We start from the raw sequence: 25,407 nt of genomic DNA, 5'->3' as shown, positions 1-25,407 counted from the left end.
ATTGCGCAGTTCATCAGATGATCAATGAATCATTCAAGCACTGCCATAAAAATGCATAGAAAGCCAGGCGAGTGACCGAGCACACCTGCGATTCAATCGAGAGTTGCCCGTTTGTTCCTTAAATGTTCGGACAAGTCGCTTTGGCACCGGGGTCACCCATCTGCCATAGTCGGAGCCACGACCCCCATCGACCCGGGCTCAGGTCGTCACAAGCGGCCGCGGACACACCCCCCATTTCGCGGCCCCCCACAGAAGCCCCCGCAGCGCCGCACCACGGCCGACCGGGGGCTTCTGCGTTCCTGCGGGGCGGAGCCCTCCGCGTATCAGCGGTCGGAGATCCGCATCTCGAACCAGGTGGTCTTGCCGCGCGGCAACAGGTCCACACCCCACCGGTCGGAGAGCTTGTCGACGAGGAAGAGTCCGCGGCCACTGACGTCCATCTCGCGCACCGGCATCAGACAGGGCAGCCCACGCGAGGGGTCACGCACCTCGACGCGGATCCACCCCCGGCGGCGCACCATGCGTAACCCGAAGACCCGCGCCCCGGTGTGGCGCACCGCGTTGCCGACGAGCTCGGAGACGAGGAGCACCGCGTACTCGGCGGTCTGCGGCGAGAGGGCCCACTGGCGGAGCACGACGCAGGAGGTGAGCCGACGGGCCGTCGCCGCCGACTCCGGCCGGGACGGCAGCCGGACTTCCCCCTCGGTCGGATTTCCGAACAACTCCAGTACCTTGAACGCCTGTTCGTCATCCGTGATCGACGAACTGCGTGCCGCCGTCGCGCTGCTGCGCGGTCGCGGCTGATCCACACCCTCCAGGCCCGCCATGCCCACCATCATGGCCGCACACATCACCTTCCGGGGCCGTTCCGAGGGAATCCGCACCCCGGAGCAACACGGTCCACGGAAGGCTCGCGGCATGTGCCAGAGGCAATCCAACACCTCGAACGGCCCGCCTGAGCTGCGACGACGCCCCACCCACCGCGAACGCCCCGGACGACGACGACACCGGGCCTTAAGGTTGTCTTAAGGCCCGGATAATCCGCCCTGATTGGTGAACCCCGCACGCGGGGCCCACCCGACCCGACTATCGGCGGGCCCGACCTGACTACGGATCACGAGTCATCTGACTACGGATCAGCGGAATGTGGCCTTCCCCGGCCCCTCCTCCACGAAGCTGCGCATGCCCCGCTCGCGGTCCTCCGTGGCGAACAGGCCGGAGAACCAGTTCCGCTCGATGGTGAGTCCGGTGTCGAGGTCCGTCTCCAGGCCCGCGTCGATCGACTCCTTGGCCGCGCGCAGCGCCAGCGCGGGGCCCTTGGCCAGTCCGGCGGCCCAGGCGTGGGCCTGGTCGTAGACCTCGGCGGCCGGGACCACGCGGTCGACCAGGCCCAGAGTCAGAGCCTCCTCCGCCCTGACCATGCGGCCGGTGAAGATGAGGTCCTTGGCGCGGGAGGGGCCGATCAGGCGGGCCAGACGCTGGGTGCCGCCGGCGCCGGGGATCAGGCCGAGGAGGATCTCCGGCTGGCCGAGCTTGGCGTTGTCGGCGGCGATCCGGTAGTCGGCGCAGAGCGCCAGTTCGCAGCCACCGCCGAGCGCGTAGCCGGTGACGGCGGCGACGACCGGCTTGGGGATGCGGGCGACGGCGGTGAAGGCGTCCTGGAGGCCCTTGGAGCGGAGGACCATCGCCGTGTGGTCCATCGCCTGCATCTCCTTGATGTCCGCGCCCGCCGCGAACACCTTCTCGCCGCCGTAGAGGATCACGGCCCGCACGTCCTCGCGCCGGGTCGCCTCCTCGGCCAGCTCCCGCAGCCGGTCCTGGATCGCGACGTCCAGGGCGTTCATGGGCGGCCGGTCGAGCTGGATGGTGCCGACGCCGTCGCGTACTTCGAAGGTCACAGTCATGGCTAGAGGTTAACCACCGCTAACGACGGCGGGCCCGGTGCCGTTGGTCACAGCACCGGGCCCGCCGGCTCGTTCAGGGGTGAACGGGAGGGGAAGAGGGTTACTTCTTCCACTCCTCCCAGTCCATGTTCCAGCCGTTGAGGCCGTTGTCCGGCTGGATCTGCTTGTCCTTGGAGTTCTTCACGATGACCACGTCGCCGATCATCGACCGGTTGTAGAACCAGGCCGCCGGGGTCTGGTTGTCGTAGCCGCCGCGCACATCGCGCAGACCGACACAGCCGTGGCTGGTGTTGGTGTTGCCGAAGATCGAGGACGCGCCCCAGTAGTTGCCGTGCAGGAACGTGCCCGAGGTGGACAGCCGCATGGCGTGCGGGACGTCCTTGATGTCGTACTCGCCGCCGAAGCCGACGGTGTCGCCGTTCATCCGGGTCACCTTGAGCTTCTCGCTGATGACCATCTGACCGTTGTACGTGGTCGTCGCCGGGGCGCCCGCGGAGATCGGGATGTCCTTGATCTGCTTGCCGTCGCGGACCACCTTCATCCGCTTGCTGCTCGCGTCGACGGTGGAGACCTGGCTGCGGCCGATGGTGAACTTCACCGTCTTGGCCTGCTGGCCGTAGACGCCCGGCCGGCCCTCGACGCCGTCGAGGTTGAGCTCGACGGTCACCTTGGTGCCCGGCTTCCAGTACTTCTCCGGGCGGAAGTCGAGGCGGTCGTTGCCGAACCAGTGGCCCTCGATCTCGACGGCCGGCTCGGCCGTCACCTTGATGCCCTTCTCCACCGCGTCCGGGTCGGTGATGCCACGGGTGAAGTTGATGGAGACCGGCATGCCGACGCCGACGGTGGAGCCGTCCTCGGGCGTGTAGTGCCCGATGAAGGTGTTCGCCGGGACGAGCGTGGTGAAGGCGGTGTCCTTCGCCGACTCACGGCCCTCGGAGTCCTTGGCGACCGCGTGCACCGTGTACTTGGTGGAGGCGGCGAGGTGGCGCTCGGGCGTCCAGCTCGCGCCGTCGGCGGAGATCTCGCCCTCGACCTCGTTGCCCTTGGGGTCGGCGACCTTCACCGTGGTCAGCTTGCCCTGCTCGGCACCGATCTTCAGGGCGCCGCTGGTCGCCACGGACTCCGCCCCGTCCTCGGGTGCGATGGTCACGACCGCCTGCGAGGCGGTCGTGTCCTCCTTCTTCGAACCGCCCGCCGGCCCCTTCTTGTCCCCCGCGTCGGCGCTGCCGCCGCCTCCGCACGCCGTCACCAGCACCAGCAGTGCTCCCAGAACCAGGGCCAGGAACCCCGGCCCGCCGCGCCGCTTCCCGCTCGCCCCGGCCGATGCCCCCGATATCGGCTGCCCGTTCACTGTGTTCGTCTCCCCTCGCACGGCCCGGCTCCCGCCAGGACCCGCACCCCCGCGCGCTACACCTGCACGCCCGTCGCAAGATAATCACATCGCGGGCGTGGTGAACTCCCTCCGGAATGTCACCGTTCCGTCCCAACTGGTCCGGACGCCTTTGGGGGGAGCTGTGCAGGTGGCGCGGGGTGCCGGGCCTGAGCGGCCGGGAGCGGCGGGGGTGCGGGGACGAGGCGGCCGGGGCCGCGCTTCGGGCGTGGGGCTGGACGGTCCGCGTCCGGATCTCAGCGCAGGGCGGAGCCCGCCGTCCACTTCTTCCAGGTCATGTTCCAGCCGCTGAGCCCGTTGTCCGGGGCGACCTTCTTGTCCTTGGAGTTGACCACCTCGACCACGTCACCGATCAGGGTCCGGTCGAAGAACCAGCCGCCGGGAGTGGAGCCGCCGCCGCCCTTGGCATCGCGCAGCCCGATGCAGCCGTGGCTGACGTTCTCCTCGCCGAAGACGGACTCGTCGGCCCAGTAGTTGCCGTGCAGGAAGGTGCCGGAGGTGGTGAGCCGGATCGCGTGCGGGACGTCCTTGATGTCGTACTCGCCCTTGCCCTCCTTGTCCGTGAAGCCGACGGTCGCCCCGTTCATCCGGGTCACCTCGTGCATCTCGGTGACCACCATCTTCCCGTTGTACGTCGTCGTCTTCGGGGCTCCCGCGGTGATCGGGACCGTGCTGACGAGCTCGCCGTCCCGGCGTACCTCCATGGTCTTGGCCTCCGCGTCGACCCGGGAGATCTGGTGGCGGCCGACGGTGAAGACCACGGTCTTGTCCTGACTGCCGTAGACGCCCGGGGCGCCCTCGACGTCCCGCAGCCCGATGTCGACGGTGACCTCGGTGCCGGGTTTCCAGTACGTCTTCGGGCGGAAGTCGAGCCGGTCCTTGCCGAACCAGTGGCCGACGACCTCCACCACCGGATCGGCCGTCACCCGGATGGCCTTCTCCACCGCGGCCCGGTCGGCGACCGGCCGGTTGAAGGCAAAGGAAACGATCATGCCGGTGCCGACGGTGGACCGGTTCTCCGGTTTGAAGTAGCCGATGAAGCGGTGCTCCGGTACGAGCGTGGTGAACGTGGAGTGCCGGGCGGAGCGGCGGCCCTGTGCGTCCACGGCCACCGCGTCGATGCTGTACTTCGCGGCGAGGGCGAGCCGGGCCATCCTGGGCTCCGGGGCCCAGGAGCGCCCGTCCTCGGCGATGCGCCCCGCCACCGTCTGCTGTTGCGCGTCCTCGATCCGCATGACCTTCACGCTTTCCAGCCGCCCGTCGGGGATCTTCACCGCGATCCGGGTCTCCTCGTCGACGTCCTCGGCCCCGTTCTCGGGGAAGACGCTGATGACGTCGCCGGGGGACCGTGCCTTGCCGTTGAGCAGGGCCTCGCGGGTGTCGGTGCAGCCGGTCAGCAGGGCCAGCACGGTCAGCAGTCCTGCCCAGGTCAGCACGGCGGCCGAGGAGGCGCGTGCGCTCTTCGCTGTGTGGTTCACGCTCCCCCAACGACCAGGGCCGGTCGGGGGAAACGTGAGTGCGGGCCGCCCGGTGGGCAGAACACAGGGGAGGACTGCCTGGAGGGGGCCGCGGCCGGGACGCCGCGAGCCCCCTCGTAGGTGCCCGTCCCACGAGCCGCGGGAGGCTACACGGTGTCGAGCGCAGCCGAGCAGGAGGCAGTACAGGGTCCCGAGCGGGAGGCGGTGCGGGATCCGGGGACGGTGGCCGCCGTCCGGGCGGAGATCGTGGAGGTGCGGCGCACCGGGCGCGCCGAGGCCGTACGGGCGTCGGCCGCGGCCCCCGCCGTGTGGCCCGGGGCCCCGATGCCGCTGGGAGCCCGTTTCCGGGTCGGCCCGGACGGGGTGGCGGGGACGAACTTCGCGCTGTGGGCGGGCGGGGCCGAGGCGGTCGAGCTCTGCCTGTTCGACGAGCGGGGCGTCGAGACGCGCTGCCCGCTGACCGAGCTGACCCATGAGATCTGGCACGGCTTCGTCCCCGGCGTACGGCCCGGTCAGCGTTACGGCTACCGGGTGCACGGCCGCTGGGACCCGTGGACGGGGGCCCGCTGGAACGCGGCGAAGCTGCTGCTCGACCCGTACGCGCGTGCCGTCGACGGGACCTTCACCCTGCCGCCCGAGGTGTACGGGCATGTCCGGGACTGGCCGGACCAGCATGTCGCCGACACCGTGCGCGACGACCGGGACTCGGCCCCGTACGTCCCCAAGGGGGTGGTCGTCCACGATGACGACGACTGGGTGGAGGACCGGCGGCCCAAGACCCCGTGGGCCGACTCCGTCATCTACGAGCTGCACGTACGAGGCTTCACCAAGCTGCATCCGGACATCCCGCGCGAGCTGCGCGGCACGTACGCCGGTCTCGCGCACCCGGCGGCGATCGAGCACCTCACCCGGCTGGGGGTGACCGCCGTCGAGCTGCTGCCGGTGCACCAGTTCGCCCACGAGGACCATCTGCTGCGGCGCGGGCTGCGCAACCACTGGGGCTACAACTCCATCGGCTACTTCGCCCCGCACGCCGGCTACTCCGCCTCCGGCACCGCCGGCCAGCAGGTCGGCGAGTTCAAGCGGATGGTGCGCGCGCTGCACGACGCCGGGATCGAGGTGATCCTCGACGTCGTCTACAACCACACCGCGGAGGCGGGCGAGCTGGGCCCGATGCTGTCGCTGCGCGGCATCGACAACCGCGGCTACTACCGTCTGGAGGGCGACCCGCGCCGCTACGCCGACTACACCGGCTGCGGCAACACCCTGCACGTCGTGCAGCCGCAGGTGCTGCGGCTCATCACCGACTCGCTGCGCTACTGGGTCACCGAGATGGGCGTCGACGGCTTCCGCTTCGACCTGGCGGCGGCGCTGGCCCGCTCGATGCACGACGTCGACATGCTCTCCCCTTTCCTCGCGGTGATCGCCCAGGACCCCGTGCTGCGCCGGGTCAAACTGATCGCCGAGCCGTGGGACGTCGGCAACGGCGGCTACCAGGTCGGGGCGTTCCCTCCGCTGTGGACCGAGTGGAACGACCGGTACCGCGACGCCGTGCGCGACTTCTGGCGGGGCGCGCTCCCCGACGTACGGGATCTCGGCTACCGGCTGACCGGCTCCAGCGACCTGTACGCCTGGGGCGGGCGCCGTCCGTACGCATCGGTCAACTTCGTCACCGCGCACGACGGCTTCACCCTGCGCGACCTGGTCTCCTACGAGCAGAAGCACAACGAGGCGAACGGGGAGGGCAACCGGGACGGGACGAACGACAACCGGGCGTGGAACTGCGGGGCGGAGGGCGAGAGCGACGATCCGCAGATCAACGCGCTGCGCCGCCGTCAGCTCCGCAATCTGCTGACCACGCTGCTGCTCTCCACCGGGGTGCCGATGCTGGTGGCGGGCGACGAGATGGGCCGCACCCAGGGCGGGAACAACAACGCCTACTGCCAGGACAACGAGACCGGGTGGGTCGACTGGTCGCTGCTGGACCAGCCGCAGTGGCGGGAGCTGGCCGCGCTGACGGCCCGGGTGCTGACGCTGCGCCGGACCCACCCGGTGCTGCGCCGCCGCGCGTTCTTCTCCGGCCGGGCGCAGGCCCCGGACGGGCTGCGGGATCTGGCGTGGTTCGCCCGGGACGGCCGGGAGATGACGGAGGGCGACTGGTACGCCCCCGCCGCCACGCTCGGCCTCTACCTCTCGGGCCGGGACATTCCGGGGCGGGACGCACGGGGCGAGCCGGTGTCCGACGACAGCTTCCTGGCCGTCCTGCACGCGGGCGCGGAGCCGACGTCCTTCGCCCTTCCCGGGGCGCCGTGGGCAGACGCGTACGAACTGGTCCTGGACACCTCGCGGGAGGATCAGGCCGACGCCCCGGGCACGCTGCTGGACGGCGGTACGGAGATGACGGTGCCGGCCCGGTCGGTGCTGCTGCTGCGGGTGGTGGAGCGGCGGGACGGGGCCGGTCAGCCGAGGATGCCCCGGTCGTAGCCGACGGCGACGGCCGCGGCCCGGTCCTTGGCTCCCAGCTTGGCGAAGACATGGGTGAGATGGGTCTTCACGGTCGCCTCGCTGATGAAGAGTTCGGCGGCGATCTCCCGGTTGGTGGTGCCCCGCGCCACCAGGACCAGCACCTCCCGCTCGCGGGCCGACAGGGAGGTCTCGGCGGGGTCGGGGGCGGGGGTGCGGACCCGGGTCATCAGCCGGGAGGCGACGGCGGGCGACAGGACGCTGCGCCCGTCGGCGGCGGCCCGGACGGCGGCGAACAGCTCGTCGCGCGGGGCGTCCTTGAGGAGATAGCCGGTCGCGCCCGCCTCGATCGCGGGCAGCGTGTCGGAGTCGGTGTCGTACGTGGTCAGCACCAGGACCTTCGAGCGGGCGCCGCGCCGGGTCAGCTCCGCGATGGCCGCCACTCCCCCGCCGCCGGGCATCCGCAGGTCCATCAGGACGACGTCGGGGTCGAGTTCCTCGACGACGGCGAGCGCGTCCACGCCGTTGGCCGCCTCGCCGAGCACCTCGAAGCCGGGGGCGGCGGTGAACATGCCGCGCAGCCCGTCCCGGACCACCGGGTGGTCGTCGACGACGACGAGGCTGACGGCGCGGGCGGGGGTGTCGGTCATGATCGCACCGTACGGGGGGTCGTGGGCCTCTGGCCAGGGACTGGGGCGGGGCCGCTCGCGCAGGCCCGGCCCGGTTGCCCCGCAGGGCCGTTCACGGGTGTCTGACCAGGGGGACCCTGGCCGACACCGCCGTGCCGCCGCCCGGTTCCGACTCGACCTCGACCGCGCCCGCGATGCGCTCCGCGCGGGCCCGCATGCCGCCGAGGCCGAAGCCGCCCGTGCGGCTCGCCGGAGCGGCGGCCGCCGGGTCGAAGCCGCGGCCGTCGTCCCGTACGTCCAGGGTCAGTTCGTCGTCCATGAACGACAGCGTCACCCCGACCCGGGACGCCGCGGCGTGCCGGCCGGTGTTCGCCAGCGCCTCGCCCGCGATGCGCAGCAGGGTGGCGGCGATCTCGTCGTGGACCGGTTCGACGGTGCCGGTGACGGTGAAGTCGGCCCGGACGCGGTGCTGTTCGGCCCAGGCCGCGACGGTCTTCTCCATCGCCCCGGTCAGCTCGTCGTGCTCCAGCGCGGCGGGGGCCAGATTGTGCACGGAGCGGCGGGCCTCGCCGAGACTGTGGCGCGCGAGCGCGGCGGCGCGGTCCAGGTGGACGCGGGCGGTCTCCGGGTCGCGGTCGGTGAGGGAGGTGACCACCTGGAGCTGGGCGATGATCCCGGTGAGGCCCTGGGCGAGGGTGTCGTGGATCTCGGCGGCGAGCCGGCGCCGTTCGTCGTCGACCCCGGCCTCGCGTGCCTGAACCAGGAGCTGGGCGTGCAGGGCCGCGTTCTCGGCCATGGCCTGCTCCAGCCGGAGGTTGGTGCGCTCCAGCTCGGCGATGGTCTCGGCCTGGACCCGGGCCTTCTCCTCCTCGCGCATCCCGACCTGCCAGAAGAAGAGGGCGAGCGTGGCGTTGACGACGTAGAGCACGCAGAAGGCGACCCAGTTCATCAGCGAGGCGGGGGGCAGGCCGCCGCTCTGCGAACCGGCCAGGGTGACGGCGGTGGTGAGCAGGCCGGCGCGGACGAAACGCCTGGGGAGCAGGGGCTCGACGTCGAAGTAGCCGAGGGCGGCGTAGATCGCGAAGAAGGGATTGAGCCAGGACAGGGCGAGGGCGAGGACGGTCCGTGCGGTGTAGTAGGCCACCCCGGCCGGTCCGCCGGGCACGTTACGGGGACGGGCCCGGCCCCACCAGAACTGGAGCCCGTACGCGACCGCGACCAGGACCCCGGCGGCGTACATCTCGGTGCGGGTCATGATCAGGTCGGCGGCGACGCCCCCGACCAGGACGGACAGGGTGAGGACGGCGTGGGGGCCGTACCGGTAGAACTGCTCCCAGCGGTCCTCGATCGTGCGAGGCCCCGCCGGGCCGGAAGGGCACGGGGAGCGGGGCGGCTGCGTCATGCACGCAGTCTCCGTCACTGCCACCGGAAGAGTCGAGCGGCCGCGACGCCCAGAACCACGGTCCACAGGGCGAGGATCCCGAGGTGGACCCAGCCCGGCCAGCTCCCGGACGCGGCCTGCTCCAGCGCCTGGGAGGCGGCCCCGAACGGGGTGATCCCGACGATGCGGCGCAGGGCGTCGGGCATCGCCTGGACGGGCAGCCACACCCCGGCGCTGAACATCATCACGAGGTAGGCGCCCGTGCCGAACGCGGTGGCCGCCTTCGTCGTCCGGGCCAGGGCGCAGATCATGGAGCCCAGGGTCAGAGCGGCGGCGACGGCGAGCAGGAGCGCCAGCAGGTAGCCGGGGAGCTGTTCGGGCAGTGCGACCCCGTAGGCGATCCGCCCGACGGTGGTGACGAGGAGCGCGGAGGCGAGGCAGGCCGCGCCGTGCAGCAGGATCTGGGCGAAGAGCAGGGCGGAGGGCCGCACCGGGGTGGCGGACATCCGGCGCAGGATCCCCCGCTCGCGGTAGGCGGTGAGGACGGGCGGCATCGCCTGGACCGCCGCCGTGATCATGGCGAGCAGGATCGCGATGGAGACGTACAGGTCGATGACGCGCCGTCCGCCGAGGTCGTCCTGCGGCTCCTTGAAGGCGGGGACGAAGCCGAGGATCACCAGGAGGACGGAGGGGAAGACGAAGATCCAGAACAGGTTGCCCGGTTCGCGGAGGAAGAGCCGGGTCTCGGCGATCAGGACGGCGGCCGCGGGACCGCGTCGCCGGGCGACGGGGGGCTCTGCGGCGGTGGCCGGTGCGGTGGTGGTCTCGGTCGGCATGTCAGACGTCCTGTCCGGTGAGGTCGAGGAAGGCTTCGTCGAGGCTGGTCTCGGTGATGCGCAGCCGCAGGGCGGTGACGCCGAGTTCGGCGAGCAGGGCGACGAACGGGGTGACCGTCTCGTCGGTGCCGTGCAGGGTGAGCGCCCCCTCGCGGTCGGGCGGGTTCACGGTCGCGACGCCGGGAAGCGCGGTGAGGCGGGCGAGTTCGGGGCCGGTGAGCGCCCGGGAGGGGACGAAGGAGAGCACGGTGGAGCCGGTGGCCCGCCGGATCAGCCCGGCCGGGGTGTCCAGGGCGACGACCTTGCCCCGGTCGATGACGGCGATCCGGTCGCAGAGGCGCTGGGCCTCCTCCATGAAGTGGGTGACGAGCAGGACGGTCACCCCGCCGTCGCGGATCTCCCCGATGAGCTTCCAGGTGTCGCGGCGGGCGCGCGGGTCGAGCCCGGTGGTCAGCTCGTCGAGGACGACGACCTTCGGGTCGCCGATCAGGGCGAGGGCGATGAACAGGCGTTGTTTCTGGCCACCGGAGAGCTTCGCGAAGCGGGTGGAGAGCCGGTCGGTCAGGCCGAGCCGGTCGGCGAGCGGCCGCCAGTCGACGGGGGCCGGGTAGAGGGCGGCGTAGAGCTCCAGGGCCTCCCGTACGGTCAGTTTGGCCTGGAGCTCGCTCTCCTGGAGCTGGGCGCCGAGCAGCAGGGTCACCCGGTCGTGGTCGGCGACGGGGTCGAGCCCGGCGACCCTGACCGTGCCCGCGTCGGGGATGCGCAGGCCCTCCACGCATTCGACGGTGGTGGTCTTGCCCGCCCCGTTGGGCCCGAGGATGCCGAAGATCTCGCCCTCGTCGACGGAGAACGAGACGCCGTCGACCACGTCGCGGCCCGCATAGGTCTTGCGCACCTCGTTGACTTCGATGATTGCCATGCCCTCAGGGTTCCGGGGGGTGGGCCGGGCCGGTATCCGCCGTCACGCTCGACGTCGTATCAACCGATCGGTTGAGGGAGCAGTACGACCGGGACCGCCGGGGCCACGCGGTGGGGCAGCCGGCAGCGGGCGGCGAGGGGCGGGAGGCCGGAAAAGGGGAGGCCCGATGTCAGTGGTGAAACGTATGGTCGGCCCTGATGCCCAAAATGCCTGCAGAGCGCACGGACCGGTCCGCCGTGCGCTCCCTCCTGCGCCTGTGGCCCTATGTCCGACCCGTGCGGGTGCGCCTGTTCACGGCCGCGTTCGTGGCGATCCTGGCGTCCTGCCTGAGCCTGGTGATCCCGCTGGTCCTGAAGTGGATGGTGGACGGCCCGGTCGCCGACCGCGACCCGGGCGGGGTGTGGCTGGGGGCGCTGTATCTGCTGCTGCTCGGCATCGCGGAGGCGCTGCTGTTCGGGTTCCGGCGGTGGCTGGTGGCGCGTCCGCTGGCCGGGGTCGAGGCGTCGATGCGGGCGGACCTCTTCCGCCATCTGCAACGGCTGCCGGTCGCGTTCCACGACCGCTGGGCCTCGGGTCAACTGCTGTCGCGCGGGACGACGGACCTGATGCTGCTGCGGATGTTCCTGGCGTTCCCGCTGACGTTCCTGGTCGTCAACACGGCGACGATCCTCGTCGGGTTCGTCCTTCTGTTCGTCCAGGACTGGACGCTCGGTCTCGTGCTGCTGGTGCCCGCGGTGCCGCTGATCATCCTGTGCTCACTGTTCGAGACGAAGTACTCGTTGGTCGCGCGCCGGGCCCAGGACCAGGTCGGCGACCTCACGACGGTCGTCGAGGAGAGCGTGCTGGGCATCCGCATCGTCAAGGGCTTCGGCCGCCACCGCAGCCAGGCGCGGGCGTTCAGGGAGCTGGCGCACCGGCTGCGCGACACGGAGCTGGGCAAGGCCCGGCTGCTCGCCGGGATCTGGGCTCTGATCACCGCCATCCCGGAGCTGGCGATCGGCGCGGCGCTGGTGCTCGGCACGATCCAGGTGGCGGACGGGACGCTGTCGGCGGGCACGCTGGTGGCGTTCCTGTCCACGGCGCTCGCGCTGCGCTGGCCGGTGGAGTCGATCGGCTTCCTGCTGGCCATGAGCCAGGAGTCGGCGACCGCCACCGACCGGTACTTCGAGGTCATGGACGTGGCGGAGGAGCGGGGCGCCGTCGCCGTACGCGAGGGCGCGCCGGCCACCGCGCCGGGGATGGTGTTCGAGGACGTCGCGTTCCGCTATCCGGACGCGGACCCGGACTCCCCGCCCGTCCTGTCCGGGATCGATCTGCACATCCGGCCCGGGGAGACGCTGGCCCTCGTCGGGGGCACGGGGTCGGGCAAGACGACGCTGACGGCGCTGGTGCCCCGGCTGCACGAGGTGACCGGCGGGCGGATCACGCTGGACGGCGAGGACATCGCCACGATGGAGCGCTCGCGGCTGCGGGAGCTGGTTTCGGTGGCGTTCGAGGAGCCGACGCTGTTCTCCGCGACGGTCGGCGAGAACGTGACGATGGGCGCGGCGGACGCGGACGAGGCTCAGGTGCGCCGGGCGCTGTCGGTGGCTCAGGCGGATTTCGTGCACGAGCTGCCGCGCGGGCTGGACACGGAGGTCGGCGAGCAGGGCCTGAGCCTCTCCGGCGGCCAGCGCCAGCGGCTGGCGCTGGCCCGTGCGGTGGTCGGTGAGCCGCGCTTCCTGGTGCTGGACGACCCGCTCTCCGCACTGGACGTGCACACGGAGACGCTGGTGGAGGCCGCGCTGCGGGAGGTCCTGGCGCGGACGACGGCGGTGGTCGTGGCGCACCGCCCGTCGACCGTGATGCTGGCGGACCGGGTGGCGCTGCTGTCCGGGGGCCGGATCGCCGCGGTCGGCACGCATCAGGAGCTGCTGCGCGACAACGCGGAGTACGCGTGGCTGATGTCGGGCGCGGAGCCCGGCCCCGTGTCCGAACGGACGGCCCCCGCAACGGCGCCGAGCGCCCCCGCCGAGGCGATTCCCGCCGAGCAGATTCCCGCCGAGGAGGGCAGTGCCCGATGACGACGACCACCGACGACGCCTCGCTTCCCGCGGCCGAGGGCGACGGCCTGCGGAAGAAGGACCCGGCCGCGCCCGAACCCCGTTCCTCCGGCGACCCGTTCGACCAGGACGACCTGCCCGCGCCGCCCGGGGCGACCCTGGCGCTGCTGTTCTCGCTGCTGGCCCCGATGCGCGGCAGGGTGGCGATGGCGGCCCTGCTGCTGGTGGTGCAGCAGGTGGCGATGCAGGCGGGCCCGCTGCTCGTGGCGTATGCGATCGACAGCGGAGTTCCGGCGTTCCGGGACCACGACTACGGCCCGCTGGTCGCGGTCGCCGTCGGCTACGCGCTCTGTTCGGTCGGCGCGGGCGTCCTCCAGTACGGATTCATCCGGGCCGCCGCGCGGATCAACCAGGACGTGCTGCTGGAGCTGCGCGGCAGGATCTTCCGGCACGCGCAGGCGCTGAGCATCGACTTCCACGAGCGCTACACCTCGGGCCGGCTGATCTCGCGCTCGACGACCGACGTGGAGTCGCTGCGGGAGCTGCTGAGCGAAGGGCTGCAGGAACTGATCGGCGTGGTCCTCTCGTTCGTGTCGATCGCCCTGGTGCTGCTCTGGCTGGACCCGGGGATCGGCGCGATCGCCACGCTCTCCTTCGTACCGCTGTATCTGATGGTCCGGATGTACCGGCGGCGGGCGTCCGTCGCGTTCACGGCGCGGTCCACGGCGATCGCGGCGGTGATCGTGAAGTTCGCGGAGACGATGAACGGCATCCGCCCGGTCCAGGCGTTCCGCCGGGAACGGAGCAACGACGCCGCCTTCACCGAGCTGAACACCCGCCACGAGCGGTCTAACGGCGACGCGATCCTGGAGATGGCCCGCTACGTCGTCGGCTCGCGGCTGATCGCCAACACGGCGGTGGCCGGGATGGTGCTGTGGGGCGCCTACCGGGTGGCGGAGGGCACGCTGGCGCTCGGGGTGCTGGCGGCGGCGGTGCTGTATCTGCGCCGGCTGTACGACCCGATCGACCGGCTGGGGATGTTCCTCAACTCGTACGAGTCGGCGGCGGCTTCGCTGGCGAAGATCGCCGGGCTGCTGGCGCAGACGCCGAACGTCCCCGAGACCGGCCACCCCATCGAACTGCCGCCGCGCTCGGGCGACCTCCCGGGCCGGGAGGTCGTGTTCGACGGGGTGCGGTTCGCCTACCGTACGGGCGGCGAGGTGCTGCCCGCCTTCGACCTGCGTATCCCGGCGGGCCGGACGGTGGCGGTCGTCGGCTCCACCGGCGCGGGCAAGTCGACGCTGGCCAAGCTGCTGGCGCGCTTCTACGACCCGACCGAGGGCCGGGTCCTGCTGGACGGCACGGACCTGCGCGACCTGTCCACCGCCGAGCTGCGCCGGGGTGTGGTGATGGTGACGCAGGAGGCGTTCCTGTTCTCCGGGACGGTCGCGGAGAACATCGCGATCGGCCGCCCGGACGCCACCCGCGAGGAGATCGAGCACGCCGCGAAGGCGATCGGCGCGCACGACTTCATCGCCGCGCTCCCGGACGGCTACGACACCGACGTACGCAAACGGGGCGGCCGGATCTCGGCGGGCCAGCGCCAGTTGGTGGCCTTCGCCCGCGCCCTGCTGGCGAACCCGTCGGTGCTGATCCTGGACGAGGCGACCAGCTCCCTGGACATCCCCGGCGAGCGTGCGGTGCAACGGGCCATGGACACGGTGCTGCACGGCCGCACAGCGGTGGTGATCGCCCACCGGCTCTCGACGGTGGAGATCGCGGACCGGGTGCTGGTGATGGAGCACGGCCGGATCGTGGAGGACGGCGCGCCCGCGGAACTGATCGGCGGGACGGGGCGGTTCGCGGGGCTGCACCGGACGTGGCGGGACAGCCTGAGCTGAGCCGGGGCAGTGAGCGTTTCACCGTGACCGCTGAGCGGGTGAGGGGATCGGCGCCCGCCACGCACGACTCGGTGACGACTTGGACGTTCGCCCTGTGGCGGCGGTGCTCGGCCGCGCGGTCGGCGCGACTGCCACCGACGCTGTCGCACTCGGCGAGGGTCCCGTCCAGGAGTACGCATGCGGGGTCTTCCTCGCGCAGTGTTGTCAGTAGGCCCCGGCGCACGGCCGACGAGCATTGCCGACGAGCGAAGTGACACCTCCCGCTCGTCCCTCTTCGGGTTCGCGGGCGCCCACAGGATGGGCATCCCAGTCGGGGTGCGGACCAGGAACAGCCGCAAGCCCCAGAAGAACCGGGAGTGCGAGGCGCTGTACCCGTATCCGGCCCAGCCGGCCATGTCCGACCGCTTCACCGTCGGACGCGAGCGGCCGCACTCCACCGGCGTGGAGTCGACGATCCAGTGGTTGTCGAACCAGAAGTCCGTATCCGCCGCCAGCATGCGTATCACCCGCTTGAACAGCGGCAACGCGATCCGAAGCCGCTTGTTCCAGCCCGGCTGCTTCGGGACGTACGGGAACATCGCTCCCAGCCGGGAACGCACGAACCGCAGCCGGCGGGACTCGGGCGTGAACCCCAGCAGCGCCTGCGCGACGGCGAGGCAGACCAGCTCATTCGTCACAGAACGATCTTGGACGCCGTGTCTGCGTTCCCGAACACCCCGTCAGCATTCGGACGACCTCGACGAGAGCGACGCCCCCCAAGTCGAGCCGACTGCGTCCACGCCCGTGACAGGGTGAACGAATGACGACGAACCGCGCGTACTCATCCGATCTCCATCCCAGACCGTGGTTGAGCACCGCCCCGGCCCACGGAGATCTCATCGCGGCGAAGGCACTCGTCTACGACCCCTGCGGGTTCACCTGCTCGCAGCCAGTGCCCGAAGCCGAGGGTGCCGCTTACGCCGCCCACGAGTTCACCCTTGACGGCCTCTCCATCCGGTTCCGCGCAGCCAAGACGACCCCCACCAAGGTCGGCCAATTCGTCACGGTCTGGAAGAGGTCCCCGGCCGGGCCCATCCAGCCCTTCGACGCCACGGACCCCGTCGACCTCTTCATCATCAGCACCCGCGACCATCACCACTTCGGCCAGTTCCTCTTTCCCATGGGCGCGCTCCGCCAACACGGTGTCGTATCAGCGAATGGTTCCGGTGGGAAACGAGCCTTCCGCGTCTACCCGCCCTGGGTGACCACCACCAACCGCCAGGCCGGCAGGGCGCAAGCGTGGCAGCTGGACTTCTTCCTGCACCTGCACCAGGACGGGCCTATCGACCTGGCCCGCGCCCAAGAGCTCTACCACCCGCGGGACACCGCTGGCACAACCACAAGACCGACCAGCCCATCACACGATCGCTGATCACCTACGACCACTGATCATTCGGAATGGCTCGTCCCGCAGTCGGTCCGAAAGAGCTCCTCGCCGGAGCCCGCGACTGACAGACCCTCTCCTACCTGACGCCCTATGCCCCCGGCCTCACCCTCGTCACAGCACGGGGGGTGCGGCCCGGCCGGGCCGCGCCCCCTCGCGTCACCTGTCTCAGGCGGTCGCGTCGCCCTTGCGGCGGCGGCCGAGGGCGAAGACGACACCGGCGCCGGCGAGGATCGCCACTCCGCCGAGGGTCGCGATGAGGGGCAGGTCGGAGTCCGAACCGGTCTGGGCCAGGGTGCCCTCGGGCTTCACCTCGGTGTTGCCCACGGGCATGTCCGGCAGCGGCTTCTTGCCGCCTTCCTGCGGCTCGGCCTCGTTCGGCTTGCCCGGGTCCTCACCGGCGCCGAGAACGTCGAACTCGTAGAACTGCCGGCTGTCGGCGAAGACGCAGTTGCCCTGGTCGTCGGCGTAGAGGCCGATGGTGAGGGCGTAGCCGAAGCCTGCGGGGGACTTCTTGTCGACACTCAGCCGCATGTCGATCGCGAAGGACTCCTTGGCCCGGATGTCGGTGTAGCCGAGGTAACCCGCGTTCTCGTCCTCCACGTCCAGCGATATGTCCGTCCACGCGCCCGACTCCGGGTCCTTGAACTGGAGCGTGAGGTGACCGGTGGTCTCCTCCCACGTCTCGGTGTCGACCTGCCCCGCGAACACACCGAGGTCGACGCGCTTGTAGGCGTTGTCGCCCTTGTTGACCACGTTCAGCTTGAAGCCGTGGAACCCGCTGCCCGCGACGACCTTGGACGGCAGGCCGGAGAGGGTGGTGCTCAGGTTCTTGTCGAACGTGGGCTCCTCCATGACGTCACACATCTCGGCAGGCGAGGTGGGCGAGGCGGAAGGCGAGGCGGAGGTCGAGGCGGGTGCCGGAACGGTCCCGGGCTTCTCGTCACCGGCGGGCTTCTCGTCCTCCTCGGCGGCCGGAGGCTGCTCGTCACCCTCGGCGGCGGGAGGAGTCTCGGACTCCTCGGCCGCCGGGGTCTCCTCACCGGTGGGCGGAGCCGTCTCGGACTCCTCCGGCACGGCGGAGGACTCGGTGGCCCCGGGGGTGGGACCGGGGGTCGCGAAGGCCACGGACGACGACAGGAGGGTGACGGGGGCGAGCACGGCGGTCGCTGCTGCGAGCGCCATGGCGCGGCGGAGCTTCATGAGATGAGGACCTCGGGTGAGTCTGGGCGCCGCGGGGGCGGCGCGAAGGCTGGGAGGGCCGTCCGGTTTCGAAGGTGGAGGGAGACACGGGTGTGGCCAGGAGATATGACAGTTGTGGGTGGTGCGGGGTTGTACGTGGCCACGGAAAGCAACCGTGATCCAGGACAAAGGCCCCGCGGGGGCCCGCCCGCTCCCCCGGCCGGGTCCCGGCGGGACGCGTGCGGGCGAGCGGATCGTGCGGGTGGGGCCGCGCGGCAGCCGCGCGGGGGCGGCTGCGGCTCCATTGAGCCGCACGACGACCGCCGCCGTACAGGTGAGAATCCCCCCATGTCCGGTGGTCAGAACTGCCGGAGCCCGGCAACTTCCGCCTCTGGCCCGCGCCTGCGGATCCCGCTCCCCTGTCCGAGCCGCTGCCTGCCACGGCCCGGCGCTCCGGCCGCCGCGCCCGTTCCCGCGCGGTGGGCACCCCGGATCCGAACCCCGCGCCCGGGGCCTCGCCCCGGCAGCAGCCGTACCGTCGTGTTGCGCAGCCGGGTGCGTTCCGTGCTCATGAAGCGGTGCAGCGTCCGGGAGGCGAAGGCGGTCCGCTGTGCGCTGCGGCGGCGCTCCCGGTCGTAGGCGCGCAGGGCTCCGGCGACGCCCGCCGGGCCCGGGGGCGCCGCCGCGAGCGCGCGGGTCAGGGCGTCCGCGTCCAGGATCGCGGTGCAGGCGCCCTGGCCCAGGTTGGGCGTCATGGCGTGGGCCGCGTCGCCGACCAGCGCCACCCGGCCCGCCGAGGCGTCGGCGGAGACGAAGGACGGCAGCGCCGGATACAGGTGGCGCATCTCGTAGCGGATCCAGGTCGCCGGGTCGGTGGCGTCCAGGATCCGCGGTTGCGCGGGGCCGGACGCGATGCCGCCCGGCCCGGCCCCGGATGCCGGGCCGGGCGGCATCGTCGAGAATCGGTCCGGAGGTGGTAAGGGTGACCGGTCGTCGGCCCTCGCGCGGAGCTGCGCGGTTCCTGGCCCGGTGCGCGCTGGTGGCGCTCGCGGCCGTGGTCGCGGTGCTGTGCCTGGCGCTCGTCGACGTCGGGGCACTGGTCTTCGTCGCCGGGATCGCGGGTCTCGTCCTGTCCGCCGTCGGCCTGTGGTGGCTGCTCTCCCTGCGCGGGCTGCCCCGCCTGCTCGGCGCGCTGCTCGCGGTCGCCGCGCCGGTCGCGGTGCTCGTCTACTACATCTGGCGGGGCGTCTGGGTCTGGGCGCTGCTCGCCCTGGCGCTGTACGGCCTGGCCCTGGTCTGCGGGCGGGCGGCGATGCGCGCGCACGGCAAGGCGTACGTGGTGCGCGGCAGCGCCGGAAGGCGGCCGCGGCAGCCCTTCGTCATCATGAATCCGCGCTCCGGGGGCGGGAAGGTCGGCCGCTTCGGGCTCGTGGAGAAGGCCGAACGGCTCGGTGCGCGGGTGCACGTGCTCGACACCGAGGGCGGTGGGACCGATGTGGAGGAGCTGGCGCGCGAGGCCGCCGCGAACGGTGCCGACCTGCTCGGAGTGGCCGGCGGTGACGGTACCCAGGCGCTGGTCGCGGGCGTCGCGGCCGAGCACGGGCTGCCCTTCCTGGTGATCTCGGCGGGCACGCGCAACCACTTCGCCATGGACCTCGGCCTCGACCGCACCGACCCGGCCCGCTGTCTGGACGCGCTGACCGACGGCGAGGAACTCCGCGTCGACCTGGCCATGGTGAACGGGCGGCCCTTCGTCAACACCGTGTCCTTCGGGGCGTACGCGGATATCGTGCAGCGGCCCGAGTACCGCGACGCGAAAGCGGGGACCGCGCTCGCACTGCTGCCCGACCTGCTCGGGACGGAGGGCAGGCGCCTCGACGCGGCCGCCGGGGAGAAGCTGCTCACCGGACAGCAGGCCGTTCTCGTCACCAACAACCCCTATGCCGCGCCCGATCCGCTCGCCGCTGGTCTGCGGCCGCGCCTGGACCGCGGCAAGCTCGGGGTGATCGCCGTGCGCGTGGAGAGCGCGGCCCAGGCCGCCGACCTCGCCGTGCGGGGCGAACGCGCACAGGGCGTCGTCTTCGCGACGGTGCGCGGGGTCGAGGTGACCGCCCCGGACGACGTGATTCCGGTCGCGGTGGACGGTGAGGCGCTGATGCTGCCCACCCCGGTCGTCTGTACGGTGCGTCGCCGGGCCCTGCGCGTCCTGGTCCCCCGCACCCGGCCGGGCACGGTGGCGCCGGCTTCACCGCTGAACTGGCGCTGGATCACGGCGCTGGCCCTCGGGCGGGCGCGATGAGGGCGGCGGACGGACACAGCGCCACCGGTGTTCCCGACGACGAGACGGGCGGGGTGCGCCAGGCGGGGACCGCGGGGTCGATCGTCGCCGCCGCGCTGCGCGACCTGCGCGCCATTGACGGTGCGGTGTACGCGGCGGTGGCCACCACGCCCACACCCACGCTGGACGCGGCGCTGCGGCGGCTGTCGCGGGCGGCGGACCACTCCAAGCTCTCGCTGGGGATCGCCGCCGGGCTCGCCGTCTTCCCCGGACGGCCCCGGCGGGCGGCCTGTGCGGGGCTCGGCGCGGTCGCCGTGGCCTCCGTATCCGCGAACCTGCTCGCCAAACGCCTGGTCCACCGGCGGCGCCCCGACCGGGAGGCAGCCCGGGTCACGATCGCACGCCAGGTCCCCATGCCCGCTTCCGCCTCCTTCCCGTCCGGCCACACCGCCTCGGCCGTCGCGTTCGCCGTAGGAGCCGGCACTGTCCTGCCGGAGGCCCTGCTGCCGCTCTGGAGCCTGGCGAGCGCCGTCGCCTACTCCCGTGTCCATACCGGCGTCCACTACCCCGGCGACGTGACCGCGGGCGCGGCCCTCGGCGTCGCAAGCGCGGTCACGGCAGGCCGGCTGCGCAGGGGGCTGCGCTGGGGATAACCCCGCTGACAGCGGGGAATTGCGGCCGGGGTTCAGGCCGTCTTCCGCGGTCCACTGCGGCGGTACCCCTCCCAGACGGGGCCGCCCGCCCCGTCGAGGACCTCCGTGACCAGCGAGGTCAGGCCCTCCGGCGCGCCGCGCAGCGCGGCCTGCGCCGCCTCGTCCAGGCGCGCAGCCAGATCCGGCGCGACGGGTTCGAGGCGCCGGGCGAGCCACTTGCCGCCGCCGAGCCACGTGCCGTGGGTCAGCAGCGCCAGCTCGCCGGTCCGCCGGACGAGTTCGGCCACGACGAACAACCGCTCCCCCGCGTCCGTAACGTCGGCGAAGTCGTCGAGCAGATCCGTCAGCGCGTACCGGGCGTCTTCGAGCGCCGTGACGGTGACCGGGGGCGGCCCCGCGGCCGCGAGACGTTTCGCCGTCTGGGCAATCCGTGCTCCTGTCCCGTCCGCGTCGAGCAGCAGCACCCCGTCGGCGCACATCCACAGCAGGGGCGATCTCCGCTGCGCGATCTCCGGGATCACGAAGCTGTGCCAGGAGTCCTCGGTGTGCGCGAACAGTTCCAGGGGCCAGTCCCCGTACCGCAGGCTCTCGCGGTACGGGGCGGGCGGGCCGTCGAGCAGGACGACGACGTCCAGGTCGGACCGGGCGGTGCGGCGGCTCGTCAGGACACTGCCGCCGAGGAACGCGGCGCGGGCGTCGGGGTGACGCTCCAGGACAAAGGCACGGGCAACTTCGAGTACGTCCATGCCCCCACTCTGCCGTGGCCCCGCGTGGTCCGGACGTCGCGGGGCGCTGTCAGTGGCGGGTGGCAGCATCGGTCGTATGACGGATGCGACGCCCTTCACCTGGGGACCGTTCCTGCGCGGCTGGAGCGGGGAGTGGTCGGACTCCCTCTCCGACGACGGGACGCACGCGCGGGAGGATGAGACCGCCCGGCGGGATCGTTGGCTGGGGTTCCCGGCGGCGGCCGAGGGCCGGATAGCGGCCCTGGAGGAACGACTCGGCCGGCGGTTGCCCCCGTCGTACCGGGAGTTCCTCGCCGTCAGCGACGGGTGGCGGCACGCGGGCGGGTTCGTCACCCTGCTGGCGGGGACCTCGGAGGCCCGCTGGCACAACGACGCGTCAGGGCTCTCGGCGATGTTCGAGGAGTTCCTGGACGGCGACCCCACCCCCGAGGAACTGCGGGACGTGGGGATCTGGCGCCGCGGGCTCCAGCTCGACGTCGAGTCCGACGCGACCTACGTGGTGCTGGACCCCGAGGACGTGGACGAGGGCGGCGAGTGGGCCGTGTACACCTGGGCGAGCTGGCGGGCCGAATCACCCCGGCGGTTCCCGGACTTCGCCACGTTCATGCGGGAGATGCACCGGGAGTTCCACCGCTTGCGGGCCCGTACGCCGGGCGGGGAGCCGGAGTTCGTCAACGCCACGACGCGGCGGCTGGACGCCCGGGTGGCGGAGGCCCGGCTGCTGGCGCTGGGCGGCGACTGGGAAGAGGCCGAGCGGGCGCTGGACGGGGCGAGCGAATACGGCAGGCCGAGGGCCGCCGGGCTGGGCGACCAGATACGCCGCCTGCTCGGACGGACGGACCTGTCGTACGAGGATCTGGCGACAGACCCCCGGTACGCCCCCGAACTGCTCCCGCCGTTGGTCGCCGATCACGCGGCGCACCGGCACCGGGACGACTCCACGCTGAAGTACCGCCTCAGGGGAGCCACCGAGGACGTGGTGACGCTGGCGCACACGCTGCTGGAGCAGGTGCGCTCGGGCACGTACGGGTACACGGCGGCCGGGCCGTTCGGGGAGGCGGTCGACCGGGCGCGGGAGTCGGCTCGGTGGGGCGACACCGACGGGGCGTGGCGGACGATGCTGGACGCCCTGCCGCTGTGGCAGCCGCTGGGGCCCGACCATCTGGCGCCGCTGGGCTGGGTGGCCGATCCTCTGCTCGGCCCGCTGCTGACCCCGGAGCGGGGCCGCGTGCTGCTGTCCACTCCCCGGGGCGGACAGCCGGGTGAGCCACGGAGCGACGGTGCGGATCACTCCGATCCGGAGGGTCTGTCCTGGCTCGCGGACCCGGCCGCCCCCGGCGACCACACGTCCTACCGGTTCGTCCTGGTCGAAGGGGTGGAGCCGCAGGACCTGCCCGGACGCCTCGCGGACGGGGAGGGGGCCGCGTTGGACGGGCCCATGACCCTCCACGAAGCGCACAGCCGGTCGCTCCGCGGGCGGGAGTTCTCCGCCTTCGACGACAGGGCCCTTGTAGCGGTCGGCCGGGCAGGCGCTCGCTGGAGTTTCGCCTTCGACGGCAGCCGTCCGCGTCTCGCACCGCGGCTGTTCGTCTCTCCGGCCGCTGCCGCCTGCGCGGACGGCCGCGCTGTGGTCGTGTGGGGCGGTCTGCGGGGCGGGCATGGGGACCCGTTCTTCCACCTCTCCGTGGCGCGGGGCGGTGCGGAGCTGTACGCCTTCACGTACGCGGACGGAGAGGTGCGGCGGACCGGGCAGATCCCACCGGACCTGGACCCGGGCCGGTTCTTCACCTCCCGGGAGGGGCCCGTCGGAACGGCGGAGGCCATCGGGACGGAACGGGCGCTGCTGGAGGCGGTAGCCGACGAGTTCGGAGTCCACCTGCCGCGCCACGCGATCACCCGAGGGCGGCTGCACACATGCACCACCCGCTCCTGGACGCGTCCGCCACAGGACGCTGAGACTTTCACCGTGACCAGGTTCGAGTGGGGCCCGAACTGACGGCGGCAGGGCGCCCGTACGACGTGCAGGCCGTACTCCGGCCCGGCCGCACGGGGCACCCGGGCGACCGGGTTCGCCGTCCTCACCCCGGCAGCAGCCGTACCGTCGCGTTGCGCAGCCGGGTGCGTTCCGTGCTCATGAAGCGGTGCAGCGTCCGTGAGGCGAAGGCGGTCCGCTGTGCGCTGCGGCGGCGCTCCCGGTCGTAGGCGCGCAGGGCTCCGGCGACGCCCGCCGGGCCCGGGGGCGCCGCCGCGAGCGCGCGGGTCAGGGCGTCCGCGTCCAGGATCGCGGTGCAGGCGCCCTGGCCCAGGTTGGGCGTCATGGCATGGGCCGCGTCGCCGACCAGCGCCACCCGGCCCGCCGAGGCGTCGGCGGAGACGAAGGACGGCAGCGCCGGATACAGATGGCGCATCTCGTAACGGATCCAGGTCGCCGGGTCGGTGGCGTCCAGGATCCGCGGGATCGGGTCGTGCCAGCCCGCGAAGAGGCCACGCAGTTCTTCGGCCGTGGTGGCCTCGGGGGCGGTGGCGTACCAGTTGGTGCGGCCCGGTTCGACCGGGGTCAGCCCGAAGAAGCGGCCGCTCCCCCAGGTCTCGCCGTGCACCGGGCTCTCGATGTCCGCGATGCCGATCCAGGCGACGGTGCCGACCTGGCGCGGGCCGCTGCGGTCGCCGAAGCGGGCGGTGCGGACGGCGCTGCGGATGCCGTCGGCGCCGATCACCAGGTCCTGCCCGGCGGCGAGGGCGTCCACATCCGTGACCCGCTCGCCGAGTCTGACCGGTACGTCACCGAAGGCGTCCAGGCCCGCCAGCAGGGCGTCGAGCAAGTACGGCCGGGAGATGAGGAGTTCGGGGCGGCCTGCTGTGCGTTCGATGCGTTCCAGCGGGAGGCGGGCGATGGACGTCCCGTCGGGGGTGCGGATGTGCGCGTCGCGGTAGGGCACGGCGTGCTCGCGCAGGGCGTCGCCGACACCGAGCCGGTCGAGCGCGGACTGCGCGGTGGGGTGGATGCCGAAGGCCGCGCCGTACCGCTCCGGTTCGGGGCGGCGCTCCAGCACGGTCACGCTCCAGCCCGCGCGGCGGAGGCCGATCGCGGTCGCCAGCCCGGCGATGCCCGCGCCGACCACGGTCGCTGTCCCTGTCATGTCGCGCTCCCGATGCTCGTACGGCCCCTTCAGAAGAGAGCCGCCCCCAAGAACCACCACATCCGTGGTACCACGACTGGGGTAGCATCGACAAGGACAGGCGACGGGACGAGGGAGCGAGCGCGGGTGAATCCGGACCGGCGGGACCGGCTGCGGGACGCGGCGATCGAGGTGCTGGCCCGGGACGGCGGGCGCGGACTGACGCACCGGGCCGTGGACCGGGCCGCCGAGGTGCCGCCCGGCACCACCAAGAACTACTTCCCGACCCGGGACGCCGTGCTCCGCGCGGTGGCGGAACGCTGCCTGGAGCAGTACCTGGCACTCACCGGACAGCTGGCCGCCGGCCCGGGTCCGGGGGACCGCGAGGCCCTGGTCCGCCTCTTCCGCTCGCTCCTGGAGAACGTCGCGGGGCCGGGCCGCTCCCGGATCCTCGCGGTGCTGGAGCTCCAGGCCGAGGCGACCCGGCGGCCCTGGCTCTCCGGCATCCTCGACCCGATGGCGAGCGGCGACTTCGCGGGGTTCGAGCTGGCCCAGCGCGCCGCCGGGCTGCCGGTGACCCCGCAGCGGGCCGCCGTCGTCACCCTCGCCCTGCACGCGGCGGTGCCGCATCTCCTGACGAACGGGCCCGGCACGCTCGCGGCGGCAGGGCTCGACGACCCGGAACACTTCGTGCGCGACCTCCTGGACACGGTGTACCCGCCGGACGCGACCGCCTGAACGCACTGCGGCCCCAAGGGATCCCCCTACCCTGACGGACCGGCACGTTCCGGCGCGCGGATCTGGCCAGAACCCGACGTCGTCTCACCTGGCGGTCATCACGCCCCTCCCCGCCCGGGTCGGCCCGGTGGTCTTTGCGCACGAAACCTGTGACCACCCTGTGAATACCGGGCTCCAGAACGCCCGGTAACACGGTGGCAATGATCGGCGAAACGTCCGCTTAACGAACATGACCTTTCCGGCAACGAACGAAATCCGGCCAAGTTATTGACGCGCTCCTGACAGACATGGCCGTCTGCTGACACTCTTCACCCCGTTCTGCGCA

Annotated in this window: 19 protein-coding genes and 3 pseudogenes; 8 read left to right on the top strand and 14 right to left on the bottom strand. The window is 72.3% G+C overall.

Annotation, left to right across the window (positions count from 1 at the left end; translation table 11 throughout):
* Positions 1 to 323: 323 nt before the first annotated feature.
* The 4 genes from CCZ36_RS25395 to CCZ36_RS25380 form a co-directional block, all read right to left on the bottom strand.
* Positions 324 to 839: an ATP-binding protein gene (locus tag CCZ36_RS25395; protein WP_069736949.1), complete on the bottom strand. Its 516-nt coding sequence runs from the start codon at positions 837 to 839 to the stop codon at positions 324 to 326.
* Between the two features lie 297 nt (positions 840 to 1,136).
* Positions 1,137 to 1,904 (bottom strand): enoyl-CoA hydratase/isomerase family protein, encoded by a 768-nt coding sequence (locus tag CCZ36_RS25390; protein WP_128818641.1) that lies wholly within the window; start codon positions 1,902 to 1,904, stop codon positions 1,137 to 1,139.
* 100 nt (positions 1,905 to 2,004) lie between these two features.
* Entirely contained in the window at positions 2,005 to 3,255 is a 1,251-nt protein-coding gene (locus CCZ36_RS25385; RefSeq protein WP_128818640.1) for a L,D-transpeptidase, read from the bottom strand.
* A 275-nt stretch (positions 3,256 to 3,530) separates the two neighbouring features.
* Entirely contained in the window at positions 3,531 to 4,772 is a 1,242-nt protein-coding gene (locus CCZ36_RS25380) for a L,D-transpeptidase (protein WP_069736952.1), read from the bottom strand.
* Positions 4,773 to 4,925: 153 nt separating this feature from the next.
* Between CCZ36_RS25380 and glgX the strand changes: the two genes are divergently transcribed.
* Entirely contained in the window at positions 4,926 to 7,256 is a 2,331-nt protein-coding gene (gene glgX / locus CCZ36_RS25375; protein WP_164873545.1) for a glycogen debranching protein GlgX, read from the top strand.
* Here the strand turns inward: glgX and CCZ36_RS25370 are convergent.
* The 4 genes from CCZ36_RS25370 to CCZ36_RS25355 form a co-directional block, all read right to left on the bottom strand.
* Positions 7,232 to 7,885, bottom strand: coding sequence for a response regulator (locus CCZ36_RS25370; RefSeq protein ID WP_128818638.1), 654 nt, complete (start codon positions 7,883 to 7,885; stop codon positions 7,232 to 7,234). The two genes, glgX and CCZ36_RS25370, sit on opposite strands and share 25 nt — an antisense overlap.
* A gap of 91 nt (positions 7,886 to 7,976) precedes the next feature.
* A complete protein-coding gene (locus CCZ36_RS25365) occupies positions 7,977 to 9,266 on the bottom strand; it encodes a sensor histidine kinase (RefSeq protein WP_128818637.1) in 1,290 nt (429 codons plus the stop codon).
* Between the two features lie 14 nt (positions 9,267 to 9,280).
* The gene (locus CCZ36_RS25360; RefSeq protein ID WP_069736956.1) at positions 9,281 to 10,081 is read right to left on the bottom strand and encodes an ABC transporter permease; all 801 of its coding nucleotides are present in this window, start codon (positions 10,079 to 10,081) and stop codon (positions 9,281 to 9,283) included.
* A 1-nt stretch (position 10,082) separates the two neighbouring features.
* Positions 10,083 to 11,000, bottom strand: coding sequence for an ABC transporter ATP-binding protein (locus CCZ36_RS25355; protein ID WP_128818636.1), 918 nt, complete (start codon positions 10,998 to 11,000; stop codon positions 10,083 to 10,085).
* Between the two features lie 197 nt (positions 11,001 to 11,197).
* Between CCZ36_RS25355 and CCZ36_RS25350 the strand changes: the two genes are divergently transcribed.
* Together CCZ36_RS25350 and CCZ36_RS25345 are read left to right on the top strand one after the other, a co-directional pair.
* Entirely contained in the window at positions 11,198 to 13,063 is a 1,866-nt protein-coding gene (locus CCZ36_RS25350; RefSeq protein ID WP_128818635.1) for an ABC transporter ATP-binding protein, read from the top strand.
* Complete coding sequence (locus CCZ36_RS25345; RefSeq protein WP_128818634.1) at positions 13,060 to 14,943, top strand: ABC transporter ATP-binding protein; 1,884 nt, start codon at positions 13,060 to 13,062, stop codon at positions 14,941 to 14,943. Before CCZ36_RS25350 ends, CCZ36_RS25345 begins: the two co-directional genes overlap by 4 nt.
* 70 nt (positions 14,944 to 15,013) lie before the next feature.
* Here the strand turns inward: CCZ36_RS25345 and CCZ36_RS25340 are convergent.
* A pseudogene (locus CCZ36_RS25340) lies at positions 15,014 to 15,157 on the bottom strand (IS5/IS1182 family transposase); the annotation flags it as partial.
* Positions 15,156 to 15,617, bottom strand: a pseudogene (locus CCZ36_RS35965) (IS982 family transposase); the annotation flags it as partial. The pseudogenes CCZ36_RS25340 and CCZ36_RS35965, both read right to left, overlap by 2 nt.
* Positions 15,618 to 15,742: 125 nt before the next feature.
* Here CCZ36_RS35965 and CCZ36_RS25330 point away from each other — a divergent pair.
* Positions 15,743 to 16,354, top strand: a complete 612-nt coding sequence (locus tag CCZ36_RS25330) for a MepB family protein (RefSeq protein WP_079149523.1) — start codon at positions 15,743 to 15,745, stop codon at positions 16,352 to 16,354.
* Between the two features lie 180 nt (positions 16,355 to 16,534).
* Here the strand turns inward: CCZ36_RS25330 and CCZ36_RS25325 are convergent, their stop codons facing one another.
* Complete coding sequence (locus CCZ36_RS25325) at positions 16,535 to 17,569, bottom strand: LPXTG cell wall anchor domain-containing protein (RefSeq protein WP_128818633.1); 1,035 nt, start codon at positions 17,567 to 17,569, stop codon at positions 16,535 to 16,537.
* A 497-nt stretch (positions 17,570 to 18,066) separates the two neighbouring features.
* Positions 18,067 to 18,441 (bottom strand): annotated as a pseudogene (locus tag CCZ36_RS35960) (FAD-dependent oxidoreductase); the annotation flags it as partial.
* A gap of 41 nt (positions 18,442 to 18,482) precedes the next feature.
* On the opposite strand from CCZ36_RS35960, the gene CCZ36_RS25315 reads away from it, so the two are divergent.
* Positions 18,483 to 19,847 (top strand): diacylglycerol/lipid kinase family protein, encoded by a 1,365-nt coding sequence (locus CCZ36_RS25315; RefSeq protein ID WP_370738520.1) that lies wholly within the window; start codon positions 18,483 to 18,485, stop codon positions 19,845 to 19,847.
* The gene (locus CCZ36_RS25310) at positions 19,844 to 20,479 is read left to right on the top strand and encodes a phosphatase PAP2 family protein (RefSeq protein WP_237302741.1); all 636 of its coding nucleotides are present in this window, start codon (positions 19,844 to 19,846) and stop codon (positions 20,477 to 20,479) included. The genes CCZ36_RS25315 and CCZ36_RS25310 overlap by 4 nt, the downstream gene beginning before the upstream one ends.
* Positions 20,480 to 20,511: 32 nt before the next feature.
* On the opposite strand, the gene CCZ36_RS25305 is transcribed toward CCZ36_RS25310, so the two are convergent.
* Positions 20,512 to 21,225: a nucleotidyltransferase domain-containing protein gene (locus CCZ36_RS25305; protein WP_128818631.1), complete on the bottom strand. Its 714-nt coding sequence runs from the start codon at positions 21,223 to 21,225 to the stop codon at positions 20,512 to 20,514.
* Positions 21,226 to 21,301: 76 nt separating this feature from the next.
* Between CCZ36_RS25305 and CCZ36_RS25300 the strand changes: the two genes are divergently transcribed.
* Positions 21,302 to 23,221, top strand: coding sequence for an SMI1/KNR4 family protein (locus CCZ36_RS25300; RefSeq protein WP_128818630.1), 1,920 nt, complete (start codon positions 21,302 to 21,304; stop codon positions 23,219 to 23,221).
* 82 nt (positions 23,222 to 23,303) lie between these two features.
* On the opposite strand, the gene CCZ36_RS25295 is transcribed toward CCZ36_RS25300, so the two are convergent.
* Entirely contained in the window at positions 23,304 to 24,365 is a 1,062-nt protein-coding gene (locus CCZ36_RS25295; protein WP_128818629.1) for an FAD-dependent oxidoreductase, read from the bottom strand.
* Between the two features lie 126 nt (positions 24,366 to 24,491).
* On the opposite strand from CCZ36_RS25295, the gene CCZ36_RS25290 reads away from it, so the two are divergent.
* Positions 24,492 to 25,082 carry a TetR/AcrR family transcriptional regulator gene (locus tag CCZ36_RS25290; protein WP_128818628.1) on the top strand — a complete coding sequence of 197 codons (591 nt, stop codon included), beginning with the start codon at positions 24,492 to 24,494 and terminating at the stop codon, positions 25,080 to 25,082.
* Positions 25,083 to 25,407 lie beyond the last annotated feature (325 nt).

Source organism: Streptomyces sp. S063 (genome assembly GCF_002832675.1).
Lineage (GTDB): Bacteria > Actinomycetota > Actinomycetes > Streptomycetales > Streptomycetaceae > Streptomyces > Streptomyces sindenensis.
The sequence above is the reverse complement of the archived record's forward strand: the minus strand, read 5'-3'. Positions and strand labels throughout refer to the sequence as shown.

What these genes read in the sequence shown, in the direction of transcription:
- CCZ36_RS25395 (WP_069736949.1), bottom strand. Translation starts at nt 839, where the DNA reads ATGATGGTGGGCATGGCGGGCCTGGAGGGTGTGGATCAGCCGCGACCG.
- CCZ36_RS25390 (WP_128818641.1), bottom strand. Translation starts at nt 1,904, where the DNA reads ATGACTGTGACCTTCGAAGTACGCGACGGCGTCGGCACCATCCAGCTC.
- CCZ36_RS25370 (WP_128818638.1), bottom strand. Translation starts at nt 7,885, where the DNA reads ATGACCGACACCCCCGCCCGCGCCGTCAGCCTCGTCGTCGTCGACGAC.
- CCZ36_RS25365 (WP_128818637.1), bottom strand. Translation starts at nt 9,266, where the DNA reads ATGACGCAGCCGCCCCGCTCCCCGTGCCCTTCCGGCCCGGCGGGGCCT.
- CCZ36_RS25360 (WP_069736956.1), bottom strand. Translation starts at nt 10,081, where the DNA reads ATGCCGACCGAGACCACCACCGCACCGGCCACCGCCGCAGAGCCCCCC.
- CCZ36_RS25355 (WP_128818636.1), bottom strand. Translation starts at nt 11,000, where the DNA reads ATGGCAATCATCGAAGTCAACGAGGTGCGCAAGACCTATGCGGGCCGC.
- CCZ36_RS25350 (WP_128818635.1), top strand. Translation starts at nt 11,198, where the DNA reads ATGCCCAAAATGCCTGCAGAGCGCACGGACCGGTCCGCCGTGCGCTCC.
- CCZ36_RS25345 (WP_128818634.1), top strand. Translation starts at nt 13,060, where the DNA reads ATGACGACGACCACCGACGACGCCTCGCTTCCCGCGGCCGAGGGCGAC.
- CCZ36_RS25330 (WP_079149523.1), top strand. Translation starts at nt 15,743, where the DNA reads ATGACGACGAACCGCGCGTACTCATCCGATCTCCATCCCAGACCGTGG.
- CCZ36_RS25325 (WP_128818633.1), bottom strand. Translation starts at nt 17,569, where the DNA reads ATGAAGCTCCGCCGCGCCATGGCGCTCGCAGCAGCGACCGCCGTGCTC.
- CCZ36_RS25315 (WP_370738520.1), top strand. Translation starts at nt 18,483, where the DNA reads ATGCCGGGCCGGGCGGCATCGTCGAGAATCGGTCCGGAGGTGGTAAGG.
- CCZ36_RS25310 (WP_237302741.1), top strand. Translation starts at nt 19,844, where the DNA reads ATGAGGGCGGCGGACGGACACAGCGCCACCGGTGTTCCCGACGACGAG.
- CCZ36_RS25305 (WP_128818631.1), bottom strand. Translation starts at nt 21,225, where the DNA reads ATGGACGTACTCGAAGTTGCCCGTGCCTTTGTCCTGGAGCGTCACCCC.
- CCZ36_RS25300 (WP_128818630.1), top strand. Translation starts at nt 21,302, where the DNA reads ATGACGGATGCGACGCCCTTCACCTGGGGACCGTTCCTGCGCGGCTGG.
- CCZ36_RS25295 (WP_128818629.1), bottom strand. Translation starts at nt 24,365, where the DNA reads ATGACAGGGACAGCGACCGTGGTCGGCGCGGGCATCGCCGGGCTGGCG.